Source organism: Mesorhizobium sp. M0514, from assembly GCF_040321145.1.
Classification (GTDB): domain Bacteria; phylum Pseudomonadota; class Alphaproteobacteria; order Rhizobiales; family Rhizobiaceae; genus Mesorhizobium.
In genome coordinates this window covers 1-22,633 of sequence record NZ_JAMYQZ010000053.1, presented here as the reverse complement: position 1 = coordinate 22,633, position 22,633 = coordinate 1, and the positions used below count along the sequence as shown (strand labels likewise).

The window sequence follows — 22,633 nt, the reverse complement described above, 5'->3', positions numbered from 1 at the left end:
CATCGCGCGCTTGGCAAGCAAAGCAAATGCCAGCATGAATGATTTCAGGAAAAGCGGCCGTAACGTGTCGCGACATCTTGGTGGGGCATCGGACCATTTCATGCGCATGAAGTCATTTGCAATCGTCGCCGCACTTGCGTTGTCGGCCGCGATCTCGGGTTGCAGCACGATCGGCTCGCAGCTGTTCACCAACAACTACGGTTCGGTGAACGATGCAGGCTACCAACTGCCGCGCATCCCGATCGAGAGGGTGCCGCTGAAGTACCACCGGCAAGAGGTAAACTACGACACCTCGGAAAAGCCGGGCACCATCGTCGTCGATACTCAGAACAAGTTTCTCTACTTCGTCGAAGGCGACGGCCGGGCGATCCGCTACGGCATCGGCGTCGGCCGCGAAGGCTTCGAATGGCACGGGACCGCCCATATCGCGCTGAAGCGCGAATGGCCTACCTGGACGCCGCCGCGGCAGATGATCCAGCGCCAGCCGGAGCTCGCGAAGTTCGCGAGCGGCATGGAGCCGGGCTTGAAGAACCCGCTCGGCGCGCGCGCCATGTATCTGTTCAACAAGGGCGGCGACATGGGCTACCGCCTGCACGGCAGTCCGGAATGGAATTCGATCGGCAAGGCGATGTCGTCAGGCTGCATCCGGCTGATGAACCAGGACATCATCGACCTCTACGACCGCACGTCGGTCGGCGCCAAGGTCATCGTGATGTAGGACCTTGATCCGGAACCGAGGTCCACGAAAGCGAAAAGTGGAACCGGTTTTCGGGAAGATCATGGTCAAGATAGGCGTTACCCTTCGTACGCGGACCGTCTAGGCAACAACGGACGTCCAAAACAAAAAACCGGGCAATCTGGCCCGGTTTTTTGTTGCTCGCTCGAATGCGTGAAGGGGTCTTAGGAGACCTGCTCGACCTGCTGTACTTCCGGCACGAAGTGGCGGAGCAGGTTCTGGATGCCGTGCTTCAGCGTCGCCGTCGAGGACGGGCAGCCGGCGCAGGCGCCCTTCATGTGCAGGAACACGGTGCCGTTCTCGAAGCCGCGGAAGGTGATGTCGCCGCCATCCTGGGCAACCGCCGGGCGCACCCTGGTGTCGAGCAATTCCTTGATGGTGATGACCAGTTGCTCATCGGCCTTGTCGTAGAATTCGCCGGTCTGGCTGGTCTCGGCGGCGGGGCCGGCGTTGACCATGACGGGCGCGCCCGACATGAAATGCTCCATGATGGCGCCCAGGATCGCCGGCTTCAGGTGCTGCCAGTCCGGGCCGTCCTTGGTCACGGTGATGAAGTCATAGCCGAAGAAGACGCCGCTCACGCCGGGGATCTCGAACAGGCGGCCGGCCAGCGGCGAGGCGCTGGCTGCACTGTCGGCGTCGCGGAAATCGGCGGTGCCTTCGACAAGCACTTCCTTGCCGGGCAGGAACTTCAGCGTTGCCGGGTTCGGCGTCGATTCGGTCTGGATGAACATGGCCGTCTCCGTGCCCCAGTCGGGCAGCTAGTTTGGAATAGTTCTAAATAGGCTCAATCGGCTGTACATTCAAGCGAAACGCATCGCTCAAAATGGCTGGCTGGCGGAATGTTTTTGCTGGCTGGGAATGAATCCCGCGCGGGCTATAAATCTAGGATCGTGATGTTATCCGAACCGCTTCACACTTTCCCGCATCACTCTCTACGCGAGGCTGTCAATCTCCTCGTCAGACAGGTTCTGCGGCACCACTGTGACGGGAATAGGGAAGGCGGCGCCCTTGCCGGCAACAGCCCCGACCAGCGGCCCGGGTCCTTCCTTGCCGGCACCTGCCGCCAGCACCAGGATGGCGATGTCCTGGTCTTCCTCGATCAGCTTGTGGATCTCTTCGGTCGGCTTGCCTTCGCGCACCACCATCTCGGGCTCGATGCCGAGCTTCTGGCGCACCTTGTTGGCGTAGCCGTCGAGTGCCGCGCGCGCCGTGGCGTTGGCTTCCTCGCGCATGATCTTCTCGACGCCCAGCCAGTGCTGAAAGTCGTCCGGTGTGATGATGTAGAGCAGCACCAGCGTGCCGCTGGTGCTCTGCGCCCGCTTGGAGGCGTAGGCGACGGCGCGCTCGCACTCGGGCGTGTCGTCGATGATCGTCAGGAATTTCCTGCGATGGCCGGCTTCGCGACTGAGGCGTTTGGAGACCATGTCTATCTACTCGATGTTTCGGCCGCAATCTGCCACCGCGACAGACCGGCGGCAAGCCGCCGGCCTTGGGCCAGAATGGTGCGGTGCACTGACGGTAGGATCAGCCCTGCAACAGGCCGATAATGTCGCGTACCGTCTTCATGGTGGTCCCAGCCAGCGCGCCGGCGCGTTCGCCGCCGTCTCTCAGCACCGCGTCGACATAGGCGCGGTCTCCCTCGATACGGCGCATCTCGCCGGCGATCGGCGCCAGTTTTTCCACGGCAAGGTCGGCGAGCGCCGGCTTGAACACGGAAAACTGCTGGCCGCCGAATTCCTTCAGCACGTCCGCCTTCGACATCTCGGCCAGCCCGGCATAGATGCCGACCAGGTTTTCCGCTTCCGGGCGGCTTTCCAGGCCGTCGGCTTCGCTTGGCAACGCTTCCGGGTCGGTCTTGGCCTTGCGGATCTTCTTCGAGATGGTGTCGGCATCGTCGGTCAAATTGATGCGCGACAGGTCGGACGGGTCCGACTTCGACATTTTCTTCGAACCGTCGCGCAGGCTCATGATGCGCGCCGCCGGCCCGCCGATCACCGGTTCGGTTATCGGGAAGAACCCGTTTACCGTCTCTTCGCCAACCTGCATCTCGACGCCGACGCCAAGACTGGCGATGCGGCTCGAAAAATCATTATTGAACTTTTGCGCGATGTCGCGGGTCAGCTCCAGATGCTGCTTTTGGTCCTCGCCCACCGGCACATGGGTGGCGCGGTAGAGCAGGATGTCGGCGGCCATCAGCGAGGGATAGGCAAGCAGGCCCAGCGAGGCGTTCTCGCGGTCCTTGCCGGCCTTGTCCTTGAACTGCGTCATCTTGTTCATCCAGCCGATGCGCGCCACGCAATTGAAGATCCAGGCAAGCTCGGCATGCTGCATCACCCGCGACTGGTTGAAGACGATGTGCTTCTTCGGGTCGATGCCCGAGGCGAGGAAGGCGGCGGTGATCGAGCGGGTCTGGTCTGCGAGGTCATCATGGACGAGTTGTGCCGTCAGCGAATGCAGGTCGACGACGCAATAGATGCAGTCTGACGTGTCCTGAAGCGCAACGAATTTCTTGATGGCGCCGAGATAGTTGCCGAGATGCAGATTGCCGGTCGGCTGTACCCCGGAAAAGACGAGCTGTTTGAAGGCGGTCATGGGTTCCTCATGGCTTGTGGAGGGCCGTATTAAGCGTGTTTCCGAAAAGTTGCAGACCTTTCGGAGCCAATCACGCGGCTGGAAACCACGCGCGGCGAAAGTCTTGCGACGGCGCGCTTATGGACGAAGGGGCGGAGAGGATCAAGACCGGTGTTGCTGTTAGCTCGCCCGGACTATTCGTCCAGATCGGCGTTTGGCGCTGGCGCCGCTGCCTTGCCCGAGCCGCGTTTCACATTGCGCCGGATCATTCCGAAATCGGCGCCGCCGGTGGCGAAAGCCGTGACGAAGTAGAGCAGCGCCCCGCCGGCCACCAATGAGAGAAGCGTCACGGCCTTGATCACCAGTGGGGAGCCGGGGCCGAGCCTGACGGCCAGCCAGTGCTCGGCGAAATAGAGTGCTGTCGCCATCACCGCAGCCGACAGCACCAGGCGCGGAATGCGCTTCAGCAGCGGCGCGTCGCGGCCCCAATGGCCACGTCGGATCAGCACGGCAAGCAGCATCACAGCGTTGACCCAGCCGGCCACGGCCGAGGCCACCGCAATGCCGGGCGCGCCCATGCTCGGGAACAGCGTCAGTGCCGTGATCACGTTCACGCCGACCGAAATGGCGGCGAACATCATCGGCGTGCGCGTATCCTCGCGGGCGAAATAGCCGGGAGTGAAGGCCTTGATCAGCACGAAGGCCGGCAGGCCGAGGCCAAAGATCGCCAGGATCGCGGCCACGGTCGGCGTCGAGCCGTTGGCGGCGAAGGCGCCGCGCTCATAGACCAGCCGCACGATCGGCTCCGCCATTACCCAAAGGGCCGCCGCCGCCGGCAAGGTCATGAACAGGGTGAACTCGACCGAGCGGTTCTGCAGATTGGCTGCCTCGACCAGATTGCCCGATTTCAGCGCCCGCGACAGCTCCGGCAACAGCACGATGGCCACCGCGACGCCGACGACGCCGAGCGGCAGCTGGTAGATGCGGTCGGCGTAAGCAAGCGACGACACGGCGCTGTCCTGCGCCGACGCGATCGCCGTGCCGATCAGCTGGTTGATCTGGGTGATGCCGCCGGTGATCGCCGCCGGCAGCGCCAGGATCAGCAGGCGCTTGACGTTGGGCGTCATCTTCGGCCGGCGAAAACCGATGGCGATGCCGGCATTGCGCACCGCCACCCAGACAATGGCAAGCTGTACCAGCCCCGCCGCCAGCACGCCCCAGGACAGGCTGAAACCAACCTCACGGGCATCCATGCCGTGGTACCAGGCGTAGCCGAGCACGCTGATCAGGATGATGTTGAGGAATGCGGGCGCCACGGCAGCCGCGAAATAGCGGCGCAGCGAATTCAGCATGCCGGCCATCATGGCTGCGAGCGACATGCAGATGAGATACGGGAACATGATCGTCGCCAGCAGGACGGTCGTCTCGAATTTGCCCGGCGTGTCGGCAAAGCCCGGCGCCACGAGATAGCGCACGATCAGCGGCATCGCCAATTCCATGACGATGGTCAGCGCCAGAAGTGCGGTGAACAGGACGCCGAACACTTCCTCCGAAAAGCGCTTGGCGCCGTCGGTGCCGTGGGTCTCGATCTCCTTGGCAAACAGCGGCACGAAAGCGGCGTTGAAGGCGCCTTCTGCAAACAGCCGGCGAAACGTGTTGGGAAACTGAAAGGCGGCGTTGAAGGCGTCCGCCACCGGCCCGGTGCCGAGTGCGGCAGCCATCAGCATTTCGCGGCCAAAGCCAAGGGCGCGGCTCATCAGCGTGCCGGACGCAACCGTGGCGAATTTCTTGACGAGGCTCATGCGCGGGGAGATTGCCTGGATGGTTGGGACAAAGGGGATGATTGGGACAAAGGGGGTGATTGGGACAAAGTGATGGTCACTCGGCCGCCGCCTTGGCCTTGCCGCCGCGCTCCGGGACAACGCCTTCAAGTGCCGCGATCAGCCTTGTGTGGATGGCGGCGGTGCGCGCCGGATTGTCGATCTTCTGCCCCGTCAGGTCGGTGACATAGAAAGTGTCGATCACCTTCTCGCCGAAGGTGGTGATGTGGGCCGAGGCGATGTCGAGCGAGAGATCGGACAACGCACTGGTGATTTCCGACAACAGCCCAGGCCGGTCCAGTCCCTCGACCTCGATCACCGAAAACCGGTTCGACAGCGTGTTGCGGATTTCGGCGCGCGGCGGAATCTTGAACACCTTGGCGCCGCGCCGCGGCCGGGTGCGCTTCTCGATCATCTCCGGCAACCAGCTCTTGCCCGACAGCACGTCCTCGATCAGCCGGCCGACGCGCTCGGCGCGACGGCGCTCATCCTCGTCGCGGTCGAATTCCCGTGAGATCAGGATGATGTCCAGCGCGCGGCCGTCGGACGTGGTGAAGATCTGCGCGTCGACGATGTTGCCGCCGGCGCCGGCACAGGCGCCGGCAATGACCGAAAGCAGGCGCGGATGATCCTGCGCCAGCACGGTGATCTCGGTCACCGCCTCGAATTGGTGGGTCCTGACCACGGTGGCGAGCTTCTTGCCTGCCGCGTCGGCTTCGCGAATGAATTCGGCATGGCGCAGCTGATCGGGGAGGTCGACCGTCAGCAGATAGTTCTCGTAATGCAGGCCGACATAGCGCTTGCGGGCCTTGTCCGGCCAATCGGCCAGCGCCTCGGCCAGCCGCTCGCGCGCCGCCGCCGTCCGCTTGGCGCGCGACACTTCCGAGAAGCCGCCGGTCAAAAGCAGTTCGGTCTCGTAGTAGAGCGTGCGCAGGAGCTGGCCCTTCCAGCCGTTCCACACGCCCGGCCCGACACCCCTGATGTCGCAGACGGTCAGGATCAACAGCATTTTCAGCCGCTCGACCGATTGCACGATCGAGGCGAAATCCTCGATCGTCTTGCGGTCGTTGAGGTCGCGCGTCTGCGCCGTCATCGACATCACCAGATGGTTCTCGACCAGCCAGGCGACGGTCTCGGTGTCGGCCGCCGACAGCCCCATATGCGGGCAGATGCGGCGTGCGATCCGGGCGCCGGCCTCTGAGTGATCCTCCGGCCGGCCCTTGGCGATGTCGTGCAGCAGCACCGCGACATAGAGTGCCTCGCGGCTCTTCTCTAGCCCCGGCATCAGCGTGTGCGAGAGCGGATGCACCTTTTCGCCGTCGCCGCGCTCGATCTCGGCCAAGACGCCGATGCAGCGGATCAGGTGCTCGTCCACCGTATAGTGGTGGTACATCGAGAACTGCATCATGGCGACTATTCTGCCGAAATCGGGGATCAGCCTGCCGAGCAGGCCGGCCTCGTTCATGCGCCGCAAATTAAGCTCGGCATTGCGGTCCGAGGTCAGGATGTCGAGGAACAGCCGGTTGGCCTCCTCGTCGCGCCGCAGCGACTTGTTGACCAGACCGAGCGAGCGGGTGAGCAGCTTCAGCGCATCGGGATGGAACTCCAGCCCGTGCTTGTCGGCGAACCAGAACAGCCTGAGCAGATTGACCGGGTCGCGCTCGAACACGCTGTCGTCGGCGACGTTGATGCGGTGATTGTCGACAATGAAGTCCGACGTGCCTGCCAGCTTGCGCTTGCGGCGCTGGAAGGTGAGGAAGATGCGGTTGAAGCCGGGCACATGCTTGGCCTGCTCTTCCTCGAGCGCGGCGCAGAAGATGCGGGTGAGGTCGCCGACATCCTTGGCGACGAGGAAGTAGTGCTTCATGAAGCGCTCGACCGCCGACAGACCGGGATGCGTGGTGTAGCCCAGCCGTTCGGCGATCTCGCGCTGGATATCGAAATGCAGCCGTTCCTCTGGCTTGCCGGTGAGGAAATGCATGTGGCAGCGCACCGCCCACAGGAAATCCTCGGCCTTGAGGAATTCCCGGTATTCGGCCTCGGTGAACACAGCCTTGTCGACCAGTTCCTCGCCTGTGCGCACGCGATAGAAGTATTTGGCGATCCAGAACAGCGTCTGCAAATCGCGCAGGCCTCCCTTGCCGTCCTTGACGTTGGGCTCGACCAGATAGCGGCTTTCGCCGGCCTTGGCATGGCGATCGTCGCGTTCGGCGAGCTTGGCCTGCACATATTCCGGTCCGGTGGTGCGCACCACTTCATGGTCGAAGCGAGCGAGCAATTCGTCGAAGAGCTTCTGTTCGCCCCACAGGAACCGCGCTTCCAGGATCGTGGTGCGGATGGTGATATCGCTGCGCGACAGCCTGAGACACTCGTCGATGTTGCGGGTGGCGTGGCCAACCTTCAACCCGAGGTCCCACAGCATATAGAGCATACATTCGACGATCTGTTCGCCCCACGGCGTCTGCTTGTAGGGCAGCAGGAACAACAGGTCGATGTCGGAGCCCGGCGCCAGCGTGCCGCGGCCATAGCCGCCGACGGCAACGACCGCCATGCGCTCTGCGGTCGAGGGGCTTTTCACCCGGTAGACGTGGGTCGCGGCGAACTCGTAGAGGGCGCGGATGATCTCGTCCATCAGATGCGACAGCCGGGCGGCGCATGCCGTGCCGCTGCCATCGTCCATCAGCATGCGCTCGGCAACCTTGCGGCCCTCGGTCAGCCGATCCTTCAGCAGCCGGAGCGCGCCGACGCGCGCGCCGGGCTCGGCGCCGCTGGCCGCCGAGATCAGCGCCGTCATGTCGCGGCGCAAAGCCTCGCTGTCGATCAGCGCGTCGAGCTTGAGGGACATTTTTGCCATGGATTGCCGGTGGGCCTCGCCTTTGCGCGGCGTCTATAGCGCGTTTTCACGGCGCTGTGTATGGGGCGGACGGACGCGTCGGCCGCGATACCAGAAAGGGATGATCATCTCGCGCCGGAGCCGGAAGAGATCGGCGATCTGCCGCGTCAACCGCCTGGCCTCGATCCTTACCTTGGCGGTGATTGGCTTCTGGCGCTGTTTGCCTATCCCGCTTGCCACCCATTCCTCTGTTCGCTCCTGCTTCAGCAGGCTTGGCAATCTCACCGGACTGTCGCCGAGGAATTGTGCCTGCAGGCACAATGCCGGGACGAGTTGGTAAATGACCTTGTCGGACGAGGTCGCAAAACGCGGATTGAAGATGAGGTGATCGACGGGAATGCTGATCTCCTTCGTTGCCGCAAGAAGGTCCTGCGCGGCCTGTCTGGACAGGATGTATCCCGCCGTACCGATATGGAGCCCGTGCAGTCTGCTCGCAGAAAAACCGTGGCCGCAGGCGACTTGCTTGCGTGAAATTACGGTCCGGTTGAAGAACGTTTCCAACTTGACGATGTCCGCATCGGCGGGAATCCAGCCCGCATCGGCAAGCAAAGCACCGGCTTTGTCCGGGAAAACGACATCGTCCTCGAAAATCGCCGCGTAAGCATCCTCACCTGTCGCGATCATCGACCAACACTGTTGGTGGCTGAGCAGGCAGGCAATCTCGGCGTCGGCCAGACGCAAATGCTTCTTGCCCTGCGGCATTTCGGCCAGATCCGGCCGATCTCGCGCATCGATGGCGGCGACCCGCTCGAAGGCGGTGCCGATGCGCGCGAACTCCGCCGTTACATGGGCGAGGCGATCGCGGGACCGATCGAGATTGATAATCAGGCATTTCATTTGGGTGGGATCGATGCAGTGGGACGCGCGTCCATAGCATGGGAACAAAGTCGCGTAAGCGATTTTCCCTTTGATGTGCGCGATGACGGCCATGATCGAAAAGTCGAAATCGCCCCTTGACCTTCCAGTTACTGGAAGCACTACCTCCTCACCCAGACAGATATAAGGCATTTTTCGATGGCGCATTCCGAGCATCACCACCACGCGGCCGATGGCAGCTGTTGTGCGGCAAAGGCTGCTGAGCCGGCCGCCGAAGCCGTGGTGCGCGATCCGGTGTGCGGCATGAGCGTCGATCCGGCCGCGGGCAAGCCGACGGCCGAGCATGGCGGCCGTCTCTTTCACTTCTGCAGCGAGGGTTGCCGTACGAAATTCGTCGCCGGGCCCGAAAAATACCTGACCGCCACCGACCCCGTCTGTGGCATGAGTGTCGACCGCGCTACCGCCAGGCATTTTTTCCGCCACGAAGGCCAGGGTTTCTATTTCTGCTCGGCCGGCTGCCGGGCGAAGTTCGAGGCCGAGCCGCAAAACTATCTCGGCGATAGGCCGACGCCGTCGCCAGTGCCGAAAGGCACGCAATACACCTGCCCGATGCACCCCGAAGTGATAAGAGACAAGCCCGGCTCCTGCCCGATCTGCGGCATGGCGCTTGAGCCGATGGGCGTTCCCACTGGCGATGAGGGCCCGAACCCCGAACTGGTAGACTTCACCAGACGGTTCTGGGTCAGCGCGGTGCTGTCCCTGCCGCTGCTGATCGTTGCCATGGCGCCGATGCTCGGCCTGACGTTCCAGGCGTTTGTCGACGGGCGAACGATGGTCTGGCTGGAATTGGCGCTGGCCAGCCCCGTCGTGCTGTGGGCGGCCTTCCCGTTCTTCCACCGAGGCTGGGAGTCGCTGGTCAACCGCAGCCCCAATATGTGGACGCTGATTTCGCTCGGTGTCGGCGCTGCCTATCTCTACAGCGTGGCGGCCACTCTGTTCCCGGACATTTTTCCACACCAGTTCCGCGGTCATGGCGGCACAGTGCCGGTCTATTTCGAGGCAGCCGCCGTCATCGTCGCGCTGGTATTCCTCGGTCAGGTGCTCGAATTGCGGGCGCGCGAAAAGACCGGCTCGGCCATCCGTGCGCTGCTCGACCTGGCGCCGAAGACGGCACGGCTGATCGGGGAGGACGGCTCCGACACCGACGTGCCGCTCGTTGCGGTCAAGACCGGCGACCACCTACGCCTCCGTCCGGGCGACGCCGTGCCGGTCGACGGCACTGTAACGGAAGGCCGTTCCTCCATCGACGAATCGATGATCTCGGGCGAGCCGCTGCCGGTCGAAAAAACGAAAGGCGATGCCTTGACCGGCGGCACGCTCAACAAGAACGGTTCGCTGATCATGCGCGCCGAAAAGGTCGGCTCCGAAACGACGCTTTCGCGCATCGTCGAGCTGGTCGCAAAGGCGCAGCGTTCGCGCGCGCCGATTCAAGGTTTAGCCGATCGCGTCTCCTTCTACTTCGTGCCGGCCGTCGTGCTGGTCGCGCTCATGGCCTTTGCCGCCTGGGCGATCTTCGGTCCCGAACCCAGCTTGATCTTTGCCATCGTCTCGGCGGTCTCGGTGCTGATCATCGCCTGCCCCTGCGCGCTCGGCCTGGCGACGCCGATGTCGATCATGACTGCCACCGGGCGCGGGGCGCACGCGGGCGTGCTGATCAAGGACGCGGCCGCGCTCGAGCGCTTCGCTTCGGTCGACACGTTGATCGTCGACAAGACCGGCACCTTGACCGAAGGCAAGCCTCGCTTGACCGATGTCGTCGCTGCCGAAGGCCTGTCTGAGAATGAATTGCTGGCGCTCGCCGCCGGCCTGGAAAAAGGCTCGGAGCATCCGCTGGCCGAGGCCATTGTCGGCGGCGCCGGCGAACGCGGCCTGACGCTCGTTGAGGCCGGCGGCTTCGACGCCGTCACCGGCAAGGGCGTATCCGGCACGGTGTCTGGCAGGAAGGTTTCGCTCGGCAACGCAGCCATGATGGCCGATGTCGGCATCGACACCGCTTCCCTGTCGGCCAGGGCCGAGGCGCTGCAGGCAGAAGGCAAGACGGCGATGTTCGTTGCGGTGGACAAAAAACTGGCCGGCATTGTCGCGGTCGCCGATCCGGTCAAGGCAACGACAGCCGAGGCGATCAGGGCGCTGCACGACAGAGGCTTGCGGATCATCATGGCGACCGGCGACAATGAATGCACGGCGCGCGCCATCGCCAAAAGCCTTGGCATTGACGAGGTGCGCGCCGGCCTGCTGCCGGAACAAAAGGCAGCCCTTGTCGAGGAGTTGCGTGCGAAAGGTGCCGGCGTAGCCATGGCCGGCGACGGCGTCAACGATGCGCCGGCCCTGGCCAGCGCCGATGTCGGCATCGCCATGGGCACCGGCGCCGATGTCGCTGTCGAGAGCGCCGGCATTACGCTGGTCAAGGGCGATCTCAACGGCATCGTCAGGGCCCGAACGCTCGCCCAGGGGACGATCCGCAACATCCGCCAGAATCTGTTTTTCGCCTTCCTCTACAATGTGCTTGGCGTGCCGGTTGCCGCCGGCGTGCTCTATCCGCTCACCGGCACGCTTTTGTCGCCGATGCTGGCGGCGGCGGCCATGAGCCTGTCTTCGGTTTCGGTCATCGCCAACGCATTGCGGCTGCGGACGTTGAAACTCTGAGCAAAGCCCCCAGATACGAATATCAATCAACAGGAGATCATGGATGACCTTGGCTAAGAAGATCGTGCTTTTGATGATGGCGGCGGGAATGCTGCTTGCCGTTTTCCTCGAAAGCGTCCCGGCGCAATCCGAAGAGATGAAACACGACATGGGCGCGATGGGCGCGCAAGGTCCTTCGACCGACGGCTACAAGGCGGCGATGGACAAGATGCACACCGACATGATGATCGAATATTCCGGCAATGCCGATGTCGATTTCGTGCGCGGCATGATCCCGCATCATCGGGGCGCGATCGACATGGCCAAGGTGGAACTCGCCAATGGCAAGGATCCCGAAATCCGCAAGCTGGCCGAAGATGTCATCGCCGCGCAGGAAGCCGAGATCGCCAAGATGCAGGCCTGGCTCGCCGCCCATCCGGCGAAGTAAGGCAGCAACGGCCATGCCGGAGAGATTCATTCTGGATTTCTCTCCGTGCTTGTGATGCCATTCGCATCGATTACACGGCGCCAGGAGCCCACATGCCATCGACGATAAGAGCCACCACACTGCCTTCGGGCGAGGCCGTCCAGGTGCTGGGACAGGGCACATGGAAGATGGGCGAGGATTCCCGCCGCCGCGCCGGCGAGGTCAATGCCCTGAAGCTCGGGCTGGACCTCGGCATCACGTTGATCGACACCGCTGAAATGTATGCCAGCGGCGGCGCCGAGGAGGTGGTAGCGGAAGCCATTGCCGGGCGCCGCGACGAACTCTTTCTTGTCTCCAAGGTATTGCCGTCCAATGCCTCGCGCGCCGGCGTGGCGCGGGCCTGCGAAAACAGCTTGAAGCGCCTGCGCACCGACCGCATCGATCTCTATCTCCTGCACTGGCCGGGCAGTGTGCCTCTATCTGAAACCGTCGAGGCTTTCGAGGCGCTGAAGGAGGCCGGCAAGATACGCCACTGGGGTGTCAGCAATTTCGACACCGACGAAATGGAGGAGCTGACCGGCCTGTCGTCTGGCAATCATGTCCAGACCAACCAGGTGCTCTACAATCTGTCGCGGCGCGGCCCCGAATTCGATCTCGCACCGTGGAGCCGGCAGCGCGGCATCCCGCTGATGGCCTATTCGCCGGTCGAGCAGGGCGCGCTGGCGCGCAATTCCAGGCTGGAAACCATCGCCGCCCGCCACAACGCCACGGCAGCACAGATCGCGCTTGCCTGGGTGATGGCGCAGCCCGGTGTCATCGCCATCCCGAAGGCGAGCAGCCAGGAGCATGTCCGCCAGAATGTTGCCGCGCTCGACATCGAGCTGACGGCCGAAGACCTCGCCGAACTCGACCGCGCCTTTCCACCGCCGACGCGCAAGCGCGGGCTGGAGATGATCTAGATTGGAACGGGTTTCGACCGGGTATCATCATACGGCGTATAGAGTCGGAGCCATGACGGTCACGTCGCTGCGCGACGGTTACGTCGACATGCCAATCAGGCGGCTGCGCCAGCCCGGAGACCGGACATTCGGTGACAACCTGCCCTCGCATGTACCGCTCGTCGACGGTGCGCTCAGGCTGTCGGTCAACGCCTTCGCCATCGATGACGGCGACGACATCACGCTGATCGACACAGGGGCTTCGAACGCCTGGCACCCGACAATGGGGCACCTGCCCGAGGCGCTGCGCGAGGCGAAGATCGCCACCGACCGGATTCGGACTGTTGCTTTCACCCACACCCATCTCGACCATATACACGGGCTCATCCTTGCCGATGGTGGCGACGGCTTCCCGCAGCTCTCTCGCCTGCTTGTCCCGCGCGCTGAGCTCGGCATGTTTCGCGACGTGGCGAGGCTGGAATGCTTCCACGATCGCGCCCAGCCTCTCGATGCTGGACAGCGCGTCAGCGCTGACATCGATACGATCGGCTCCGCTGGCCATGAAGCCGGCCACACTTGCTTTCGCGTTGTGAGCGCAGGCGAAACACTGTTGATCTGGGGCGACATCGTACATGTGCCGTCGCTTCAATTCGCTCGACCCGAGATCACGTGGGAATTCGACGCAGACCAGCAGCAGGCGAGGGCAAGCCGGTTGCAAATGCTGGCGCTTGCGGCCAACAACGACTGCTACGTCGCCGGCGCGCATCTTGATTCGCCCGGCGTCGGCCGGGTTTTTCGAACCGAGACGGCTTTCCGCTTCGAGCCCTTGTAGCACTCTAGCCGAGCGCCGCCCGCGCCCGTCGCAACGCGCGCGAAAACACTGCGGTGTCGTCGAAGGCGCGCGCCAGCGTGAGCGCGCCCTGGATGACGCCGACCGTCTCTTCGGCGAGTTCATCCGCCTTGGCCGGGTCGTGTCCGGCGCGCGTCAGCGCTTCGGCAAGATGCGCCACCCAGCGGCCGAAGTAGCTTTTGATCGCGATGGCGAAGAGGTCGCGGGATTCGTCCAGCGCGAAGGCGCCGATCAGGCATACCCGGCGTCCCGAGCGGAAATAGCTGTCGGTCGCTTCGAACATCCGGTCGATGCCCGTGCGAGGGTCGGCCCTGTCCTGCAACGGCACGAAGACATTCTCCTCGAACCAGCCATCTATATGGGCAATGACAGCCGCCGCCATCTCTTCCTTGCCGCCGGGGAAGAAGTGGTAAAGGCTGCCTTTGCCTAGGCCGGTCGCCGCACCGATCCGCGCCAGGCTCGCCCCTTCATAGCCGTGTTCGCGGAAAACCTCGCCGATGATGGAGAGCAAATCGGCGCGATCGGGCGCGACCCTGCGCATGCGCTAGTTTTTCCGCTTGAGCATGATCTTTGCCGAAAACCGCGACACAGCTCTAGGGATCATATTCTAAAGTCCGAGTTCGGACAGGCCGGGATGGTCGTCCGGCCGGCGGCCGAGCGGCCAGTGATATTTGCGCTCACCCTCAGCGATCGGCAGGTCGTTGATGCTGGCGACGCGCCTACGCATCAGTCCATCCGCGTCAAATTCCCAATTCTCGTTGCCGTAGGAGCGGAACCAGTGGCCGCTGTCGTCGCGCCATTCATAGGCAAAGCGCACCGCGATGCGGTTGTCGTTCCAGGTCCAGACCTCCTTGATCAGCCGGTAGTCCAGCTCGCGCGCCCATTTGCGCGTGAGGAAGGAGACGATCTCATTTCTGCCCGAGACGAACTCGGCGCGGTTGCGCCAGGTGCTGTCTTGCGTATAGGCGAGCGAAACCCGTTCGGGATCGCGGCTGTTCCAGGCGTCTTCGGCCATGCGCGCCTTCTGCGCGGCGGTCTCGGCGGTGAAGGGCGGCAGCGGCGGACGGCTCATGTCATTCTCCCATCGGCAAAGGCGATGGCGAGCATTGTACCAATCGGTACAATTGGTCAAGGCTGAAATCGGACTAGGTTTTTCCCGCCAGCCCCTTCAGCCGGTAGAGCGCTTCCAGCGCCTCGCGCGGCGTCATCTCGTCTGGATTGATCTCACCCAGCGCTGCGCCCAATGCGTCGCTCTCCGCAGGCTTTGCCGCTTCCCGCTTCATTGCCACCGAAAACAGCGGCAGATCGTCGACCAGTCGGTTGGCCTTGCCGGAGACATCGCCTTCCTCGAGCTGATGCAGCACCTCTTTGGCGCGGCCGACCACCGCTTCCGGCAGACCGGCAAGGCGAGCGACCTGAACGCCATAGGAGCGATCGGCGGCACCCTTGCCGACCTCGTGCAGGAAGACGACGTCGCCTTCCCACTCCTTGACCCGCATCGTGACATTGTGCAGTCGCGGCAGCTTGCCGGAGAGTGCCGTCATTTCGTGGAAATGAGTGGCGAAGATCGCCCGGCAGCGGTTCTTCTCGTGCAGATACTCGACCGCCGCCCAGGCGATCGACAGGCCATCGAAGGTGGCGGTGCCGCGGCCGATTTCGTCCAGGATCACCAGCGCCCGCTCACCGGCCTGGTTGAGGATCGCGGCCGTCTCTACCATCTCGACCATGAAGGTGGAGCGGCCACGCGCCAGATCGTCCGAGGCGCCGACGCGCGAGAACAGCCTGTCGACGACGCCGATATGGGCCGATGTCGCCGGCACGAAGGAGCCGGTCTGGGCAAGGATGGCGATCAGTGCGTTTTGCCGCAGGAAGGTCGACTTACCGCCCATATTCGGACCGGTGAGCAGCCAGATGGCGCCGGCCTTGGCACCGTCTTGCGGCGACAGATCGCAATCATTGGCGACGAACGGCCCTTCGCCCGAACGGCGAAGCGCCTGTTCGACCACCGGATGGCGTCCGCCCGAGATGTCGAAGGCGAGGCTGGAATCGACCAGCGGCCGGCACCAGGCTTCGCTCTCCGACAACAGCGCGAGCGCCGCCGACACGTCGAGTACGGCGAGCGCATCGGCGCCGGCGCGGATCTTCTGCGCCTCGCCGACCGCCTCAGCCGTCAGCGTATCGAAAGCGGCAAGCTCGATGCTCAGCGCCCGGTCAGCGGCATTGGCGATTTTGGTCTCGAGTTCGGCAAGTTCCGTCGTGGTGAAACGCATGGCATTGGCCATGGTCTGGCGGTGGATGAAGCGTGCCTTGGCGCCATCGCTGCCGGTCATGATCGAATGATGGTTGGCGGTCACCTCGATGTAATAGCCCAGCACATTGTTGTGGCGGATCTTCAGCGAGCGGATGCCAGTCTCCTCGATCAGCGAGCGCTCCAGCCCGGCGATCACCTTGCGAGACTCATCGCGCAGCGCCCGCATCTCGTCGAGCTCGGCATGGTAGCCGCCGCGCACGAAGCCGCCGTCGCGCCTCAGCAGCGGCAGTTCCTCGCCAAGAGCCTGGGTCAGATGCCCGGCCAGCGCGCGCGGCAGCGCCTTTATCGCGGCAAGTGCCGCTGTCAGCTCCGCGGGCAGGACGGCCGTTCCGAACAGTTCGGCAATGGTGGCCGCCGCTTCGAAGCCGGCACGCAGCGCGCCGAGATCGCGCGGGCCGCCGCGGTTGAGCGCCAGCCGCGACAGCGCCCGCGGCATGTCGGCGACGCTCTTCAGGCCTGACCGCACAGCCTGGCAGAGCCGCGTCTCGGTGCGGAAGAACGATACCGAATCAAGCCGGGCAGCAATCGCCGCCGGATCGGTTAGCGGCGCCATCAGCCGGTCGGCGAGCAGCCTGGCGCCGCCGCCGGTGACCGTGCGGTCTATAGCCTTGAACAGCGAGCCGTCGCGGCTGCCCGACAGCGTGCGCAACAGTTCCAGATTGCCGCGTGTCGCAGGATCGATGAACAGCGTCGAGCCCTGCTCCTCGCGTTCGGGACGCGACAAAGGCGGCCGCTCGGCCTTCTGCGTCTTTTCGACATAGGCGATGGCGCCCGAGATCGCCGACAATTCGGCGCGCGAGAAGGCACCGAAACTGTCCGGCGTCGCCACTTCGAAGAAGCGCGCGATCCGCCCCGCTGCCGAAGCCGAATCGAAAAGCGACGGCGGCTGCGGGCTGGCGACGCGGCCGATGAAGTCGAACGCCGGCTTCAGCTCGGGATCGTAAAACACCGGCTCGGCGACGATCAGCTCGCGCGGGTCGACGCGGAAGACATCGGCCAGCAGGCGGTCGGCCGTGGTTTCGGCGACGCGGAAGACGCCGGTCGAGATCTCGATCCAGGCCAGGGCGAAGGCGTCACCGCTGTTGCCGCCCTTCACCCGCCCTAGCGCCATCAGGAAGCTCGATTCCGACGGCGCCAGCAATTTATCCTCGGTGATGGTGCCTGGCGTCACCAGGCGCACCACGTCACGGCGTACGACCGATTTGCCGCCGCGCTTCCTGGCTTCCGCCGGGTCCTCGATCTGCTCGCAGACGGCAACGCGAAAACCTTGGCCGATCAGCTTTTGCAGATAGTCGTCGGCCGCATGCACCGGCACGCCGCACATCGGAATGTCGTTACCCTGGTGCTTGCCGCGCTTGGTCAGGACGATGCCCAGCGCCTTGCTCGCCTTTTCGGCGTCGTCGAAGAACAGCTCGTAGAAATCGCCCATGCGGTAGAACAGCAGAGAATCCGGGTTCGCCGCCTTGATCTCGATATATTGCTCCATCATCGGCGTGACGCTGCCGACGGGCGCAGGCGGTGTCACCTCGGGGGCGTCGGTTTCTGCTGAAGTGTGCATGTTCATGCCCGCACGCTAGCAGATGTGGGTGCGGGGTTTAATGCCGGCGGCCCGAAAAGCAGGGGACGACCGGCCTCGACGGCGGCTTGTGCTCCCTCTACGCCGGGTGAAGCCGTTGGTTGCTTCGGGCGCCAACCAGACCCTATGATCGCCATGGCGGGGATAAGCGGCATGGATCAGGACAAACAGGAGGCGTTCGAAGAGCTGGTCGGTCCGGCTGGATCGGCGCTTGAGCGCCTGCTGCTGTTGGCGGCGCGGCGCGTCCACCGCACCAAAAGCAAGCTTAGGGGGACAGTGCGCAAGCGCGTCCCCTTCCTCCTGCCGACACGGGGACCGCTGTCCGATCTCGATAGCGGCATCGAGATGTCGCTGCATGTGCTCAGCCGCGACCCGCTGGTGCTCTATGTCCCGATTGGCGGAGCCCGTCCGCTCTATCCGCTGGCGGCCCTTGGCCGGCGCCTGGCGGGACGGCGCGTCACCTTCCTGACGATGCAGACCTGGACCATGGAGCGGCCGGCTGTCATCGCCCGGATGGGTCGCGATCTCGCCTGGTATGCCGGCCGGTTTCCGCTGCACGAAATCATCTTCCTGTGCAACACCGAGGAAGAGCGCCGTCTCGTCGCGGCTGCGGGCGGCAATGCCATCTTCTCCAACCACAATCTGATGGTGTCGGAGGATATATTCCGGCAGCTGCCGGACGTGCCGGTCGAATTCGACGCGGTCTACAATGGCCGCATCTCGCCGATCAAACGCCATCACCTGGCCTTCGACATAGAGCGGCTGGCCCACATCACCTATTCGATCGGCGAATTGCCGCCGGTTGCCGCCCGCGCCTTTGTTCGGCGACTGCAGGCGCGTTCGCCGCTCCACCAGATCGCCAATCCGCTCGTCGACGGCTGGCCGGGCAAGCTGACGGCGCAACAGGTCAACCACGTCTACAACCAGGCCGCCGTCGGGCTGTGCCTGTCGGCCGTGGAAGGAGCGATGTACTCCTCGATGGAATATCTGATGGCCGGCCTGCCGATCGTCAGTACGCCGAGCCTTGGCGGTCGCGACGTCTATTTCGATCCGGATTATTGCATCGTCGCCGATCCGGAACCGGCTGCCATTCGCCGCGCCGTCGAGACGCTGCGAGATCGTGCCATACCGCGTCAGCACATCCGCCGCCGCACGCTGGAGAAGGTTCACGCCCAGCGCATCGAACTCATGGCGTTCCTGACTGCATTGCTGCAGCGCAAGGGAAGCCGTGCGCCACCCATCGAGACGTGGCCTTTCCCCGGCACAGACGGCATGATGCGGCGGGGAACGGTGCGCGAAATCGCTGCTTTCGTCAGCGAGCCAGAGCCGACGTGACGCCGTTCGACTTCGGGAGATTCGCTGCGGGCGTGAAGATCGCTTGGCGACTTACAGCGGTGGCGTGTAGCCTTGATCCAGAAGTTTCAAAAACACGCACCCGTCTTAAGGGGGCGACACCGGCGAGGAAATCAAAAGCATCATGGCCAAGAAAACCGAAAATAGCGGCCCCTCCGTCAGCGCCGAGGAGGCGCTGGAATTCCACGCCATGGGCCGCCCCGGCAAGCTGGAGATCGTCGCCACCAAGCCGATGGCGACGCAGCGCGATCTGAGCCTCGCCTATTCGCCGGGTGTCGCGGTTCCTGTGCTGGCCATTGCCGAAGACCCCAGCCGCGCTTTCGACTACACGACGCGCGGCAACATGGTCGCCGTCATCTCCAACGGCACCGCCATTCTCGGTCTCGGCAATCTCGGCGCGTTGGCCTCCAAGCCGGTGATGGAAGGCAAGGCGGTGCTGTTCAAGCGCTTCGCCGATGTCGATTCCATCGACCTCGAGGTCGACACCGAGGATGCCGACGAATTCATCAACTGCGTGCGCTTTCTCGGGCCGTCCTTCGGCGGCATCAACCTGGAAGACATCAAGGCGCCGGAATGCTTCATCATCGAGCAGCGGCTGCGCGAACTGATGGACATCCCGGTCTTCCATGACGACCAGCACGGCACCGCCATCATCTCGGCCGCCGGGCTGATCAACGCGCTGGAGATCACCGGCCGCGACATGAAGACCACGAAAATGGTCTGCAACGGCGCCGGCGCCGCCGGCATTGCCTGCATCGAACTGATGAAGGCCATGGGTTTCGCCCCGGAAAACATCATCTTGTGCGACACCAAGGGTGTCGTCTACCAGGGCCGCACCGAAGGCATGAACCAGTGGAAGTCGGCGCATGCGGTCAAGACCGCCACGCGCAGCCTGGCCGAGGCGCTGGATGGCGCCGACGTCTTCCTCGGCCTGTCGGCCAAGGGCGCATTGACCACCAAGATGGTGCAATCGATGACCAAGAACCCGATCATCTTCGCCATGGCCAATCCCGACCCGGAGATCACGCCGGAGGAAGTGGCCGAAATCCGCACCGACGCCATCATGGCCACCGGGCGTTCCGACTACCCCAACCAGGTCAACAATGTGCTAGGCTTCCCCTACATCTTCCGCGGTGCGCTGGATGTCAGGGCCACCACCATCAATGACGACATGAAGATCGCCGCAGCGAGAGCGCTGGCCGACCTGGCGCGCAAGGACGTGCCCGACGATGTCGCCGCCGCCTATCAGGGCAACCGGCCGAAATTCGGCCCGAACTACATCATCCCGGTGCCGTTCGATCCGCGCCTGATCTCGGCCATCCCGCTCGCTGTGGCCAAGGCGGCGATGGAGTCAGGCGTCGCCCGCAAGCCGATCCTCGACCTCGACCGCTACGCGCAGGAACTGTCGGCCCGCCGCGACCCGATCGCCTCGACCTTGCAGCGCATCTACGACCGCGTCCGCCGCCAGCCCAAGCGCATCGTCTTTGCCGAGGGCGAGGAAGAACAGGTGATGCGCGCCGCCGTCTCCTATGTGAACCAGAAGCTCGGCACCGCGATCCTGCTCGGCCGCGACGATGTCATCAAGGAAAACGCCAGGCACGCCGGCATCGACCTCAACAAGCAAGGCATCGAGATCATCAATGCCAGGCTGTCGCGCCGCAACGGCATCTATACCGATTATCTCTACGAGCGCATGCAGCGCAAAGGCTTCCTGTTCCGCGACTGCCAGCGGCTGATCAACAACGACCGCAACCATTTCGCCGCCTGCATGGTGGCGCTGGGCGATGCCGACGGCATCGTCACCGGCGTCACCCGCAACTATTCCACGGCGCTCGACGATATCCGCCGCGTCATCGACGCCAAGCCCGGACACCGCGTCATCGGCGTCTCCATCGTGCTCGCGCGGGGCAAAACAGTCCTCGTCGCCGATACCGCCGTGCACGACATGCCCAATGCCGAGCAGATCGCCGATATCGCCGAGGAGGCCGCGGGCTTCGCCCGCCGCATGGGCTACGAGCCGCGGCTCGCCATGCTTGCCTATTCGACCTTCGGCCACCCGCAGGGCGAACGTTCCGAGCGGGTGCAGGAAGCGGTGCGTATCCTGGACAAACGCCGGGTCGATTTCGAATATGACGGCGAAATGGCCGCCGACGTCGCGCTCAATGCCCGCGCCATGGCGCAATATCCGTTCATCCGGCTGACCGGCCCTGCCAATGTGCTGATCATGCCGGCGTTCCACTCGGCCTCGATCTCGACCAAGATGCTGCAGGAACTCGGCGGCTCCACCGTCATCGGCCCGCTGCTGGTCGGCTTGAACAAACCGGTCCAGATCGTCTCGCTCAACGCCAAGGATTCGGACATCGTCAACATGGCTGCGATCGCGGCCTATAGCGCGGGAGCCTGATTGGCGGCAAAATAGCCAACCCATAAGAGATTGATAATATTCGGCTGCTATAGGGAACGTTCTCGCCCCCTATGGCCTTATGGCATTGGCGGCGCGCTCAGACCGCCAAAACGGGGGTGCGGCCATGAAGCATGACACGGCATCTGTGGTCGGCCAGGGGGTCTATCACGACGAGCGCCTGGATGCGCTGCTCAGCATCACCGGCCGCATGGACGGTTATCTCTACCGTTGCCGCAACGATGCGTCCTACACCATGCTCTACATCAGCGACGGCATTTTCACCGTCAGCGGTTATCGGCCGAGCGACTTCATTCAAAATGCCGTGCGCGACTATGTCTCGGCCATCCACCCGGATGATCTCGCTGCCGTCTATGCCGCCGTCGATACCGCGCTCGAGGCGCGCTGCAACTGGAACGTCGACTACCGCATCGTGCCGCAGGTCGGCGAGCCGCTCTGGGTCCGCGAGATCGGCGGCGGCGTCTGGGACGAGGCAGGCGAACTCGAATTCCTCGAAGGTTTCGTCGTCGACATCAGCGACCGCAAGGTCGTCGAGGATCTCAACGCCGAGCTGCTGCTCGAACTCAAGGCCGCCAATGAGGAACTCTCCGTACAAAAGCGCGAGATCGAGCTGGCCAAGCAGCACAGCGACCACTCGGCCAACCACGATGCATTGACCGGCCTGCCCAACCGGCGCGCCTTTCACAACGAGCTGAGGTCGGTGATCGACCGCTGCGACAGCACCGGCCAGGCGGCCGGCCTGCTGTTCATCGACCTCGATAGGTTCAAGAAGGTCAACGACACGCTCGGCCACGAGGCCGGCGACGCGCTGCTGCAGGAGGTGGCGGGTCAGCTTCGCACCATCCTGCGCAGCGCTGATTTCGTGGCGCGGCTCGGTGGAGACGAGTTCGCATTCCTGTTTTCAGGAGAGGCTAGCCGGGCCCGACAGAAGGCCGTGGGCGTCGCCGAACGTATCCTGGAAAAGCTGCGGATCAAGGTGCCGACGCCGAATGGTGCCATCCATGTTGGTTGCACCGATGGCGTCGCCATCTACCCGGCGGAAGCGTCCGATTCGGAGGCGCTGATAACGCTCGCCGACCGACTGATGTACATCGGCAAAAAGAGCGGCCGCAACCGGCTGGTCACCGCCGGGGCTTTGGAACCCGGGCCTACGTCCGACGACCTTCGCCGCACCGCCTGAGCGGAGCGCCGGACAGCCTCAACCGGCGGGCACCCCTCATCTGGCTCGGCGC

The 22,633-nt window shown here is 63.9% G+C and carries 17 protein-coding genes; 8 read left to right on the top strand and 9 right to left on the bottom strand.

The genetic code is table 11. From position 1 onward, the window contains the following. Positions 1–100: 100 nt before the first annotated feature. The gene (locus NKI61_RS20885; protein WP_023692663.1) at positions 101–718 is read left to right on the top strand and encodes a L,D-transpeptidase; all 618 of its coding nucleotides are present in this window, start codon (positions 101–103) and stop codon (positions 716–718) included. A 182-nt stretch (positions 719–900) separates the two neighbouring features. Here the strand turns inward: NKI61_RS20885 and NKI61_RS20880 are convergent, their stop codons facing one another. The 6 genes from NKI61_RS20880 to NKI61_RS20855 form a co-directional block, all read right to left on the bottom strand. After that, complete coding sequence (locus NKI61_RS20880) at positions 901–1,470, bottom strand: NifU family protein (RefSeq protein ID WP_352840614.1); 570 nt, start codon at positions 1,468–1,470, stop codon at positions 901–903. 201 nt (positions 1,471–1,671) lie between these two features. Further along, positions 1,672–2,163 carry a universal stress protein gene (locus NKI61_RS20875; RefSeq protein ID WP_023672856.1) on the bottom strand — a complete coding sequence of 164 codons (492 nt, stop codon included), beginning with the start codon at positions 2,161–2,163 and terminating at the stop codon, positions 1,672–1,674. 100 nt (positions 2,164–2,263) lie between these two features. Further along, on the bottom strand, positions 2,264–3,331 hold the full coding sequence (gene trpS / locus NKI61_RS20870) for a tryptophan--tRNA ligase (protein ID WP_023738118.1): 1,068 nt from the start codon (positions 3,329–3,331) through the stop codon (positions 2,264–2,266). Between the two features lie 173 nt (positions 3,332–3,504). Then, positions 3,505–5,112 carry a murein biosynthesis integral membrane protein MurJ gene (gene murJ, locus NKI61_RS20865; RefSeq protein ID WP_023703110.1) on the bottom strand — a complete coding sequence of 536 codons (1,608 nt, stop codon included), beginning with the start codon at positions 5,110–5,112 and terminating at the stop codon, positions 3,505–3,507. Positions 5,113–5,188: 76 nt separating this feature from the next. Next, a complete protein-coding gene (locus NKI61_RS20860; protein WP_352840613.1) occupies positions 5,189–7,984 on the bottom strand; it encodes a [protein-PII] uridylyltransferase in 2,796 nt (931 codons plus the stop codon). Positions 7,985–8,017: 33 nt separating this feature from the next. Beyond that, the gene (locus NKI61_RS20855) at positions 8,018–8,860 is read right to left on the bottom strand and encodes a glycosyltransferase family 25 protein (RefSeq protein ID WP_031209934.1); all 843 of its coding nucleotides are present in this window, start codon (positions 8,858–8,860) and stop codon (positions 8,018–8,020) included. A 177-nt stretch (positions 8,861–9,037) separates the two neighbouring features. Here NKI61_RS20855 and NKI61_RS20850 point away from each other — a divergent pair, with 177 nt between their 5' ends. The 4 genes from NKI61_RS20850 to NKI61_RS20835 all read left to right on the top strand — a co-directional run bounded on the left by NKI61_RS20850 (position 9,038) and on the right by NKI61_RS20835 (position 13,721). After that, entirely contained in the window at positions 9,038–11,545 is a 2,508-nt protein-coding gene (locus NKI61_RS20850; RefSeq protein WP_352840611.1) for a heavy metal translocating P-type ATPase, read from the top strand. A 43-nt stretch (positions 11,546–11,588) separates the two neighbouring features. Next, on the top strand, positions 11,589–11,972 hold the full coding sequence (gene copM, locus NKI61_RS20845) for a CopM family metallochaperone (protein WP_023685134.1): 384 nt from the start codon (positions 11,589–11,591) through the stop codon (positions 11,970–11,972). 92 nt (positions 11,973–12,064) lie between these two features. Next, a complete protein-coding gene (locus NKI61_RS20840; RefSeq protein WP_023685133.1) occupies positions 12,065–12,910 on the top strand; it encodes an aldo/keto reductase in 846 nt (281 codons plus the stop codon). Between the two features lie 52 nt (positions 12,911–12,962). Next, positions 12,963–13,721: an MBL fold metallo-hydrolase gene (locus NKI61_RS20835; RefSeq protein ID WP_023685132.1), complete on the top strand. Its 759-nt coding sequence runs from the start codon at positions 12,963–12,965 to the stop codon at positions 13,719–13,721. 4 nt (positions 13,722–13,725) lie between these two features. Here NKI61_RS20835 and NKI61_RS20830 read toward each other — a convergent pair whose 3' ends face one another. The 3 genes from NKI61_RS20830 to mutS all read right to left on the bottom strand — a co-directional run bounded on the left by NKI61_RS20830 (position 13,726) and on the right by mutS (position 17,614). After that, on the bottom strand, positions 13,726–14,280 hold the full coding sequence (locus tag NKI61_RS20830; RefSeq protein WP_352840609.1) for a TetR/AcrR family transcriptional regulator: 555 nt from the start codon (positions 14,278–14,280) through the stop codon (positions 13,726–13,728). A 66-nt stretch (positions 14,281–14,346) separates the two neighbouring features. Continuing rightward, entirely contained in the window at positions 14,347–14,811 is a 465-nt protein-coding gene (locus NKI61_RS20825; protein WP_023703547.1) for a nuclear transport factor 2 family protein, read from the bottom strand. Between the two features lie 73 nt (positions 14,812–14,884). Further along, positions 14,885–17,614, bottom strand: coding sequence for a DNA mismatch repair protein MutS (gene mutS / locus NKI61_RS20820; RefSeq protein WP_352840608.1), 2,730 nt, complete (start codon positions 17,612–17,614; stop codon positions 14,885–14,887). 165 nt (positions 17,615–17,779) lie between these two features. Here mutS and NKI61_RS20815 point away from each other — a divergent pair, with 165 nt between their 5' ends. The 3 genes from NKI61_RS20815 (at position 17,780) to NKI61_RS20805 (ending at position 22,581) form a co-directional block, all read left to right on the top strand. Continuing rightward, the gene (locus NKI61_RS20815) at positions 17,780–18,961 is read left to right on the top strand and encodes a glycosyltransferase family protein (protein ID WP_352840606.1); all 1,182 of its coding nucleotides are present in this window, start codon (positions 17,780–17,782) and stop codon (positions 18,959–18,961) included. Positions 18,962–19,103: 142 nt separating this feature from the next. Continuing rightward, complete coding sequence (locus tag NKI61_RS20810) at positions 19,104–21,383, top strand: NADP-dependent malic enzyme (RefSeq protein WP_352840605.1); 2,280 nt, start codon at positions 19,104–19,106, stop codon at positions 21,381–21,383. 124 nt (positions 21,384–21,507) lie between these two features. Continuing rightward, on the top strand, positions 21,508–22,581 hold the full coding sequence (locus tag NKI61_RS20805; protein ID WP_352840603.1) for a GGDEF domain-containing protein: 1,074 nt from the start codon (positions 21,508–21,510) through the stop codon (positions 22,579–22,581). The last annotated feature ends 52 nt before the right edge of the window (positions 22,582–22,633 follow it).

Coding starts and splice junctions, on each gene's coding strand:
- NKI61_RS20885 (WP_023692663.1), top strand. CDS start 101: ATGCGCATGAAGTCATTTGCAATCGTCGCCGCACTTGCGTTGTCGGCC.
- NKI61_RS20880 (WP_352840614.1), bottom strand. CDS start 1,470: ATGTTCATCCAGACCGAATCGACGCCGAACCCGGCAACGCTGAAGTTC.
- NKI61_RS20875 (WP_023672856.1), bottom strand. CDS start 2,163: ATGGTCTCCAAACGCCTCAGTCGCGAAGCCGGCCATCGCAGGAAATTC.
- trpS (WP_023738118.1), bottom strand. CDS start 3,331: ATGACCGCCTTCAAACAGCTCGTCTTTTCCGGGGTACAGCCGACCGGC.
- murJ (WP_023703110.1), bottom strand. CDS start 5,112: ATGAGCCTCGTCAAGAAATTCGCCACGGTTGCGTCCGGCACGCTGATG.
- NKI61_RS20860 (WP_352840613.1), bottom strand. CDS start 7,984: ATGGCAAAAATGTCCCTCAAGCTCGACGCGCTGATCGACAGCGAGGCT.
- NKI61_RS20855 (WP_031209934.1), bottom strand. CDS start 8,860: ATGAAATGCCTGATTATCAATCTCGATCGGTCCCGCGATCGCCTCGCC.
- NKI61_RS20850 (WP_352840611.1), top strand. CDS start 9,038: ATGGCGCATTCCGAGCATCACCACCACGCGGCCGATGGCAGCTGTTGT.
- copM (WP_023685134.1), top strand. CDS start 11,589: ATGACCTTGGCTAAGAAGATCGTGCTTTTGATGATGGCGGCGGGAATG.
- NKI61_RS20840 (WP_023685133.1), top strand. CDS start 12,065: ATGCCATCGACGATAAGAGCCACCACACTGCCTTCGGGCGAGGCCGTC.
- NKI61_RS20835 (WP_023685132.1), top strand. CDS start 12,963: ATGACGGTCACGTCGCTGCGCGACGGTTACGTCGACATGCCAATCAGG.
- NKI61_RS20830 (WP_352840609.1), bottom strand. CDS start 14,280: ATGCGCAGGGTCGCGCCCGATCGCGCCGATTTGCTCTCCATCATCGGC.
- NKI61_RS20825 (WP_023703547.1), bottom strand. CDS start 14,811: ATGAGCCGTCCGCCGCTGCCGCCCTTCACCGCCGAGACCGCCGCGCAG.
- mutS (WP_352840608.1), bottom strand. CDS start 17,614: ATGAACATGCACACTTCAGCAGAAACCGACGCCCCCGAGGTGACACCG.
- NKI61_RS20815 (WP_352840606.1), top strand. CDS start 17,780: ATGGATCAGGACAAACAGGAGGCGTTCGAAGAGCTGGTCGGTCCGGCT.
- NKI61_RS20810 (WP_352840605.1), top strand. CDS start 19,104: ATGGCCAAGAAAACCGAAAATAGCGGCCCCTCCGTCAGCGCCGAGGAG.
- NKI61_RS20805 (WP_352840603.1), top strand. CDS start 21,508: ATGAAGCATGACACGGCATCTGTGGTCGGCCAGGGGGTCTATCACGAC.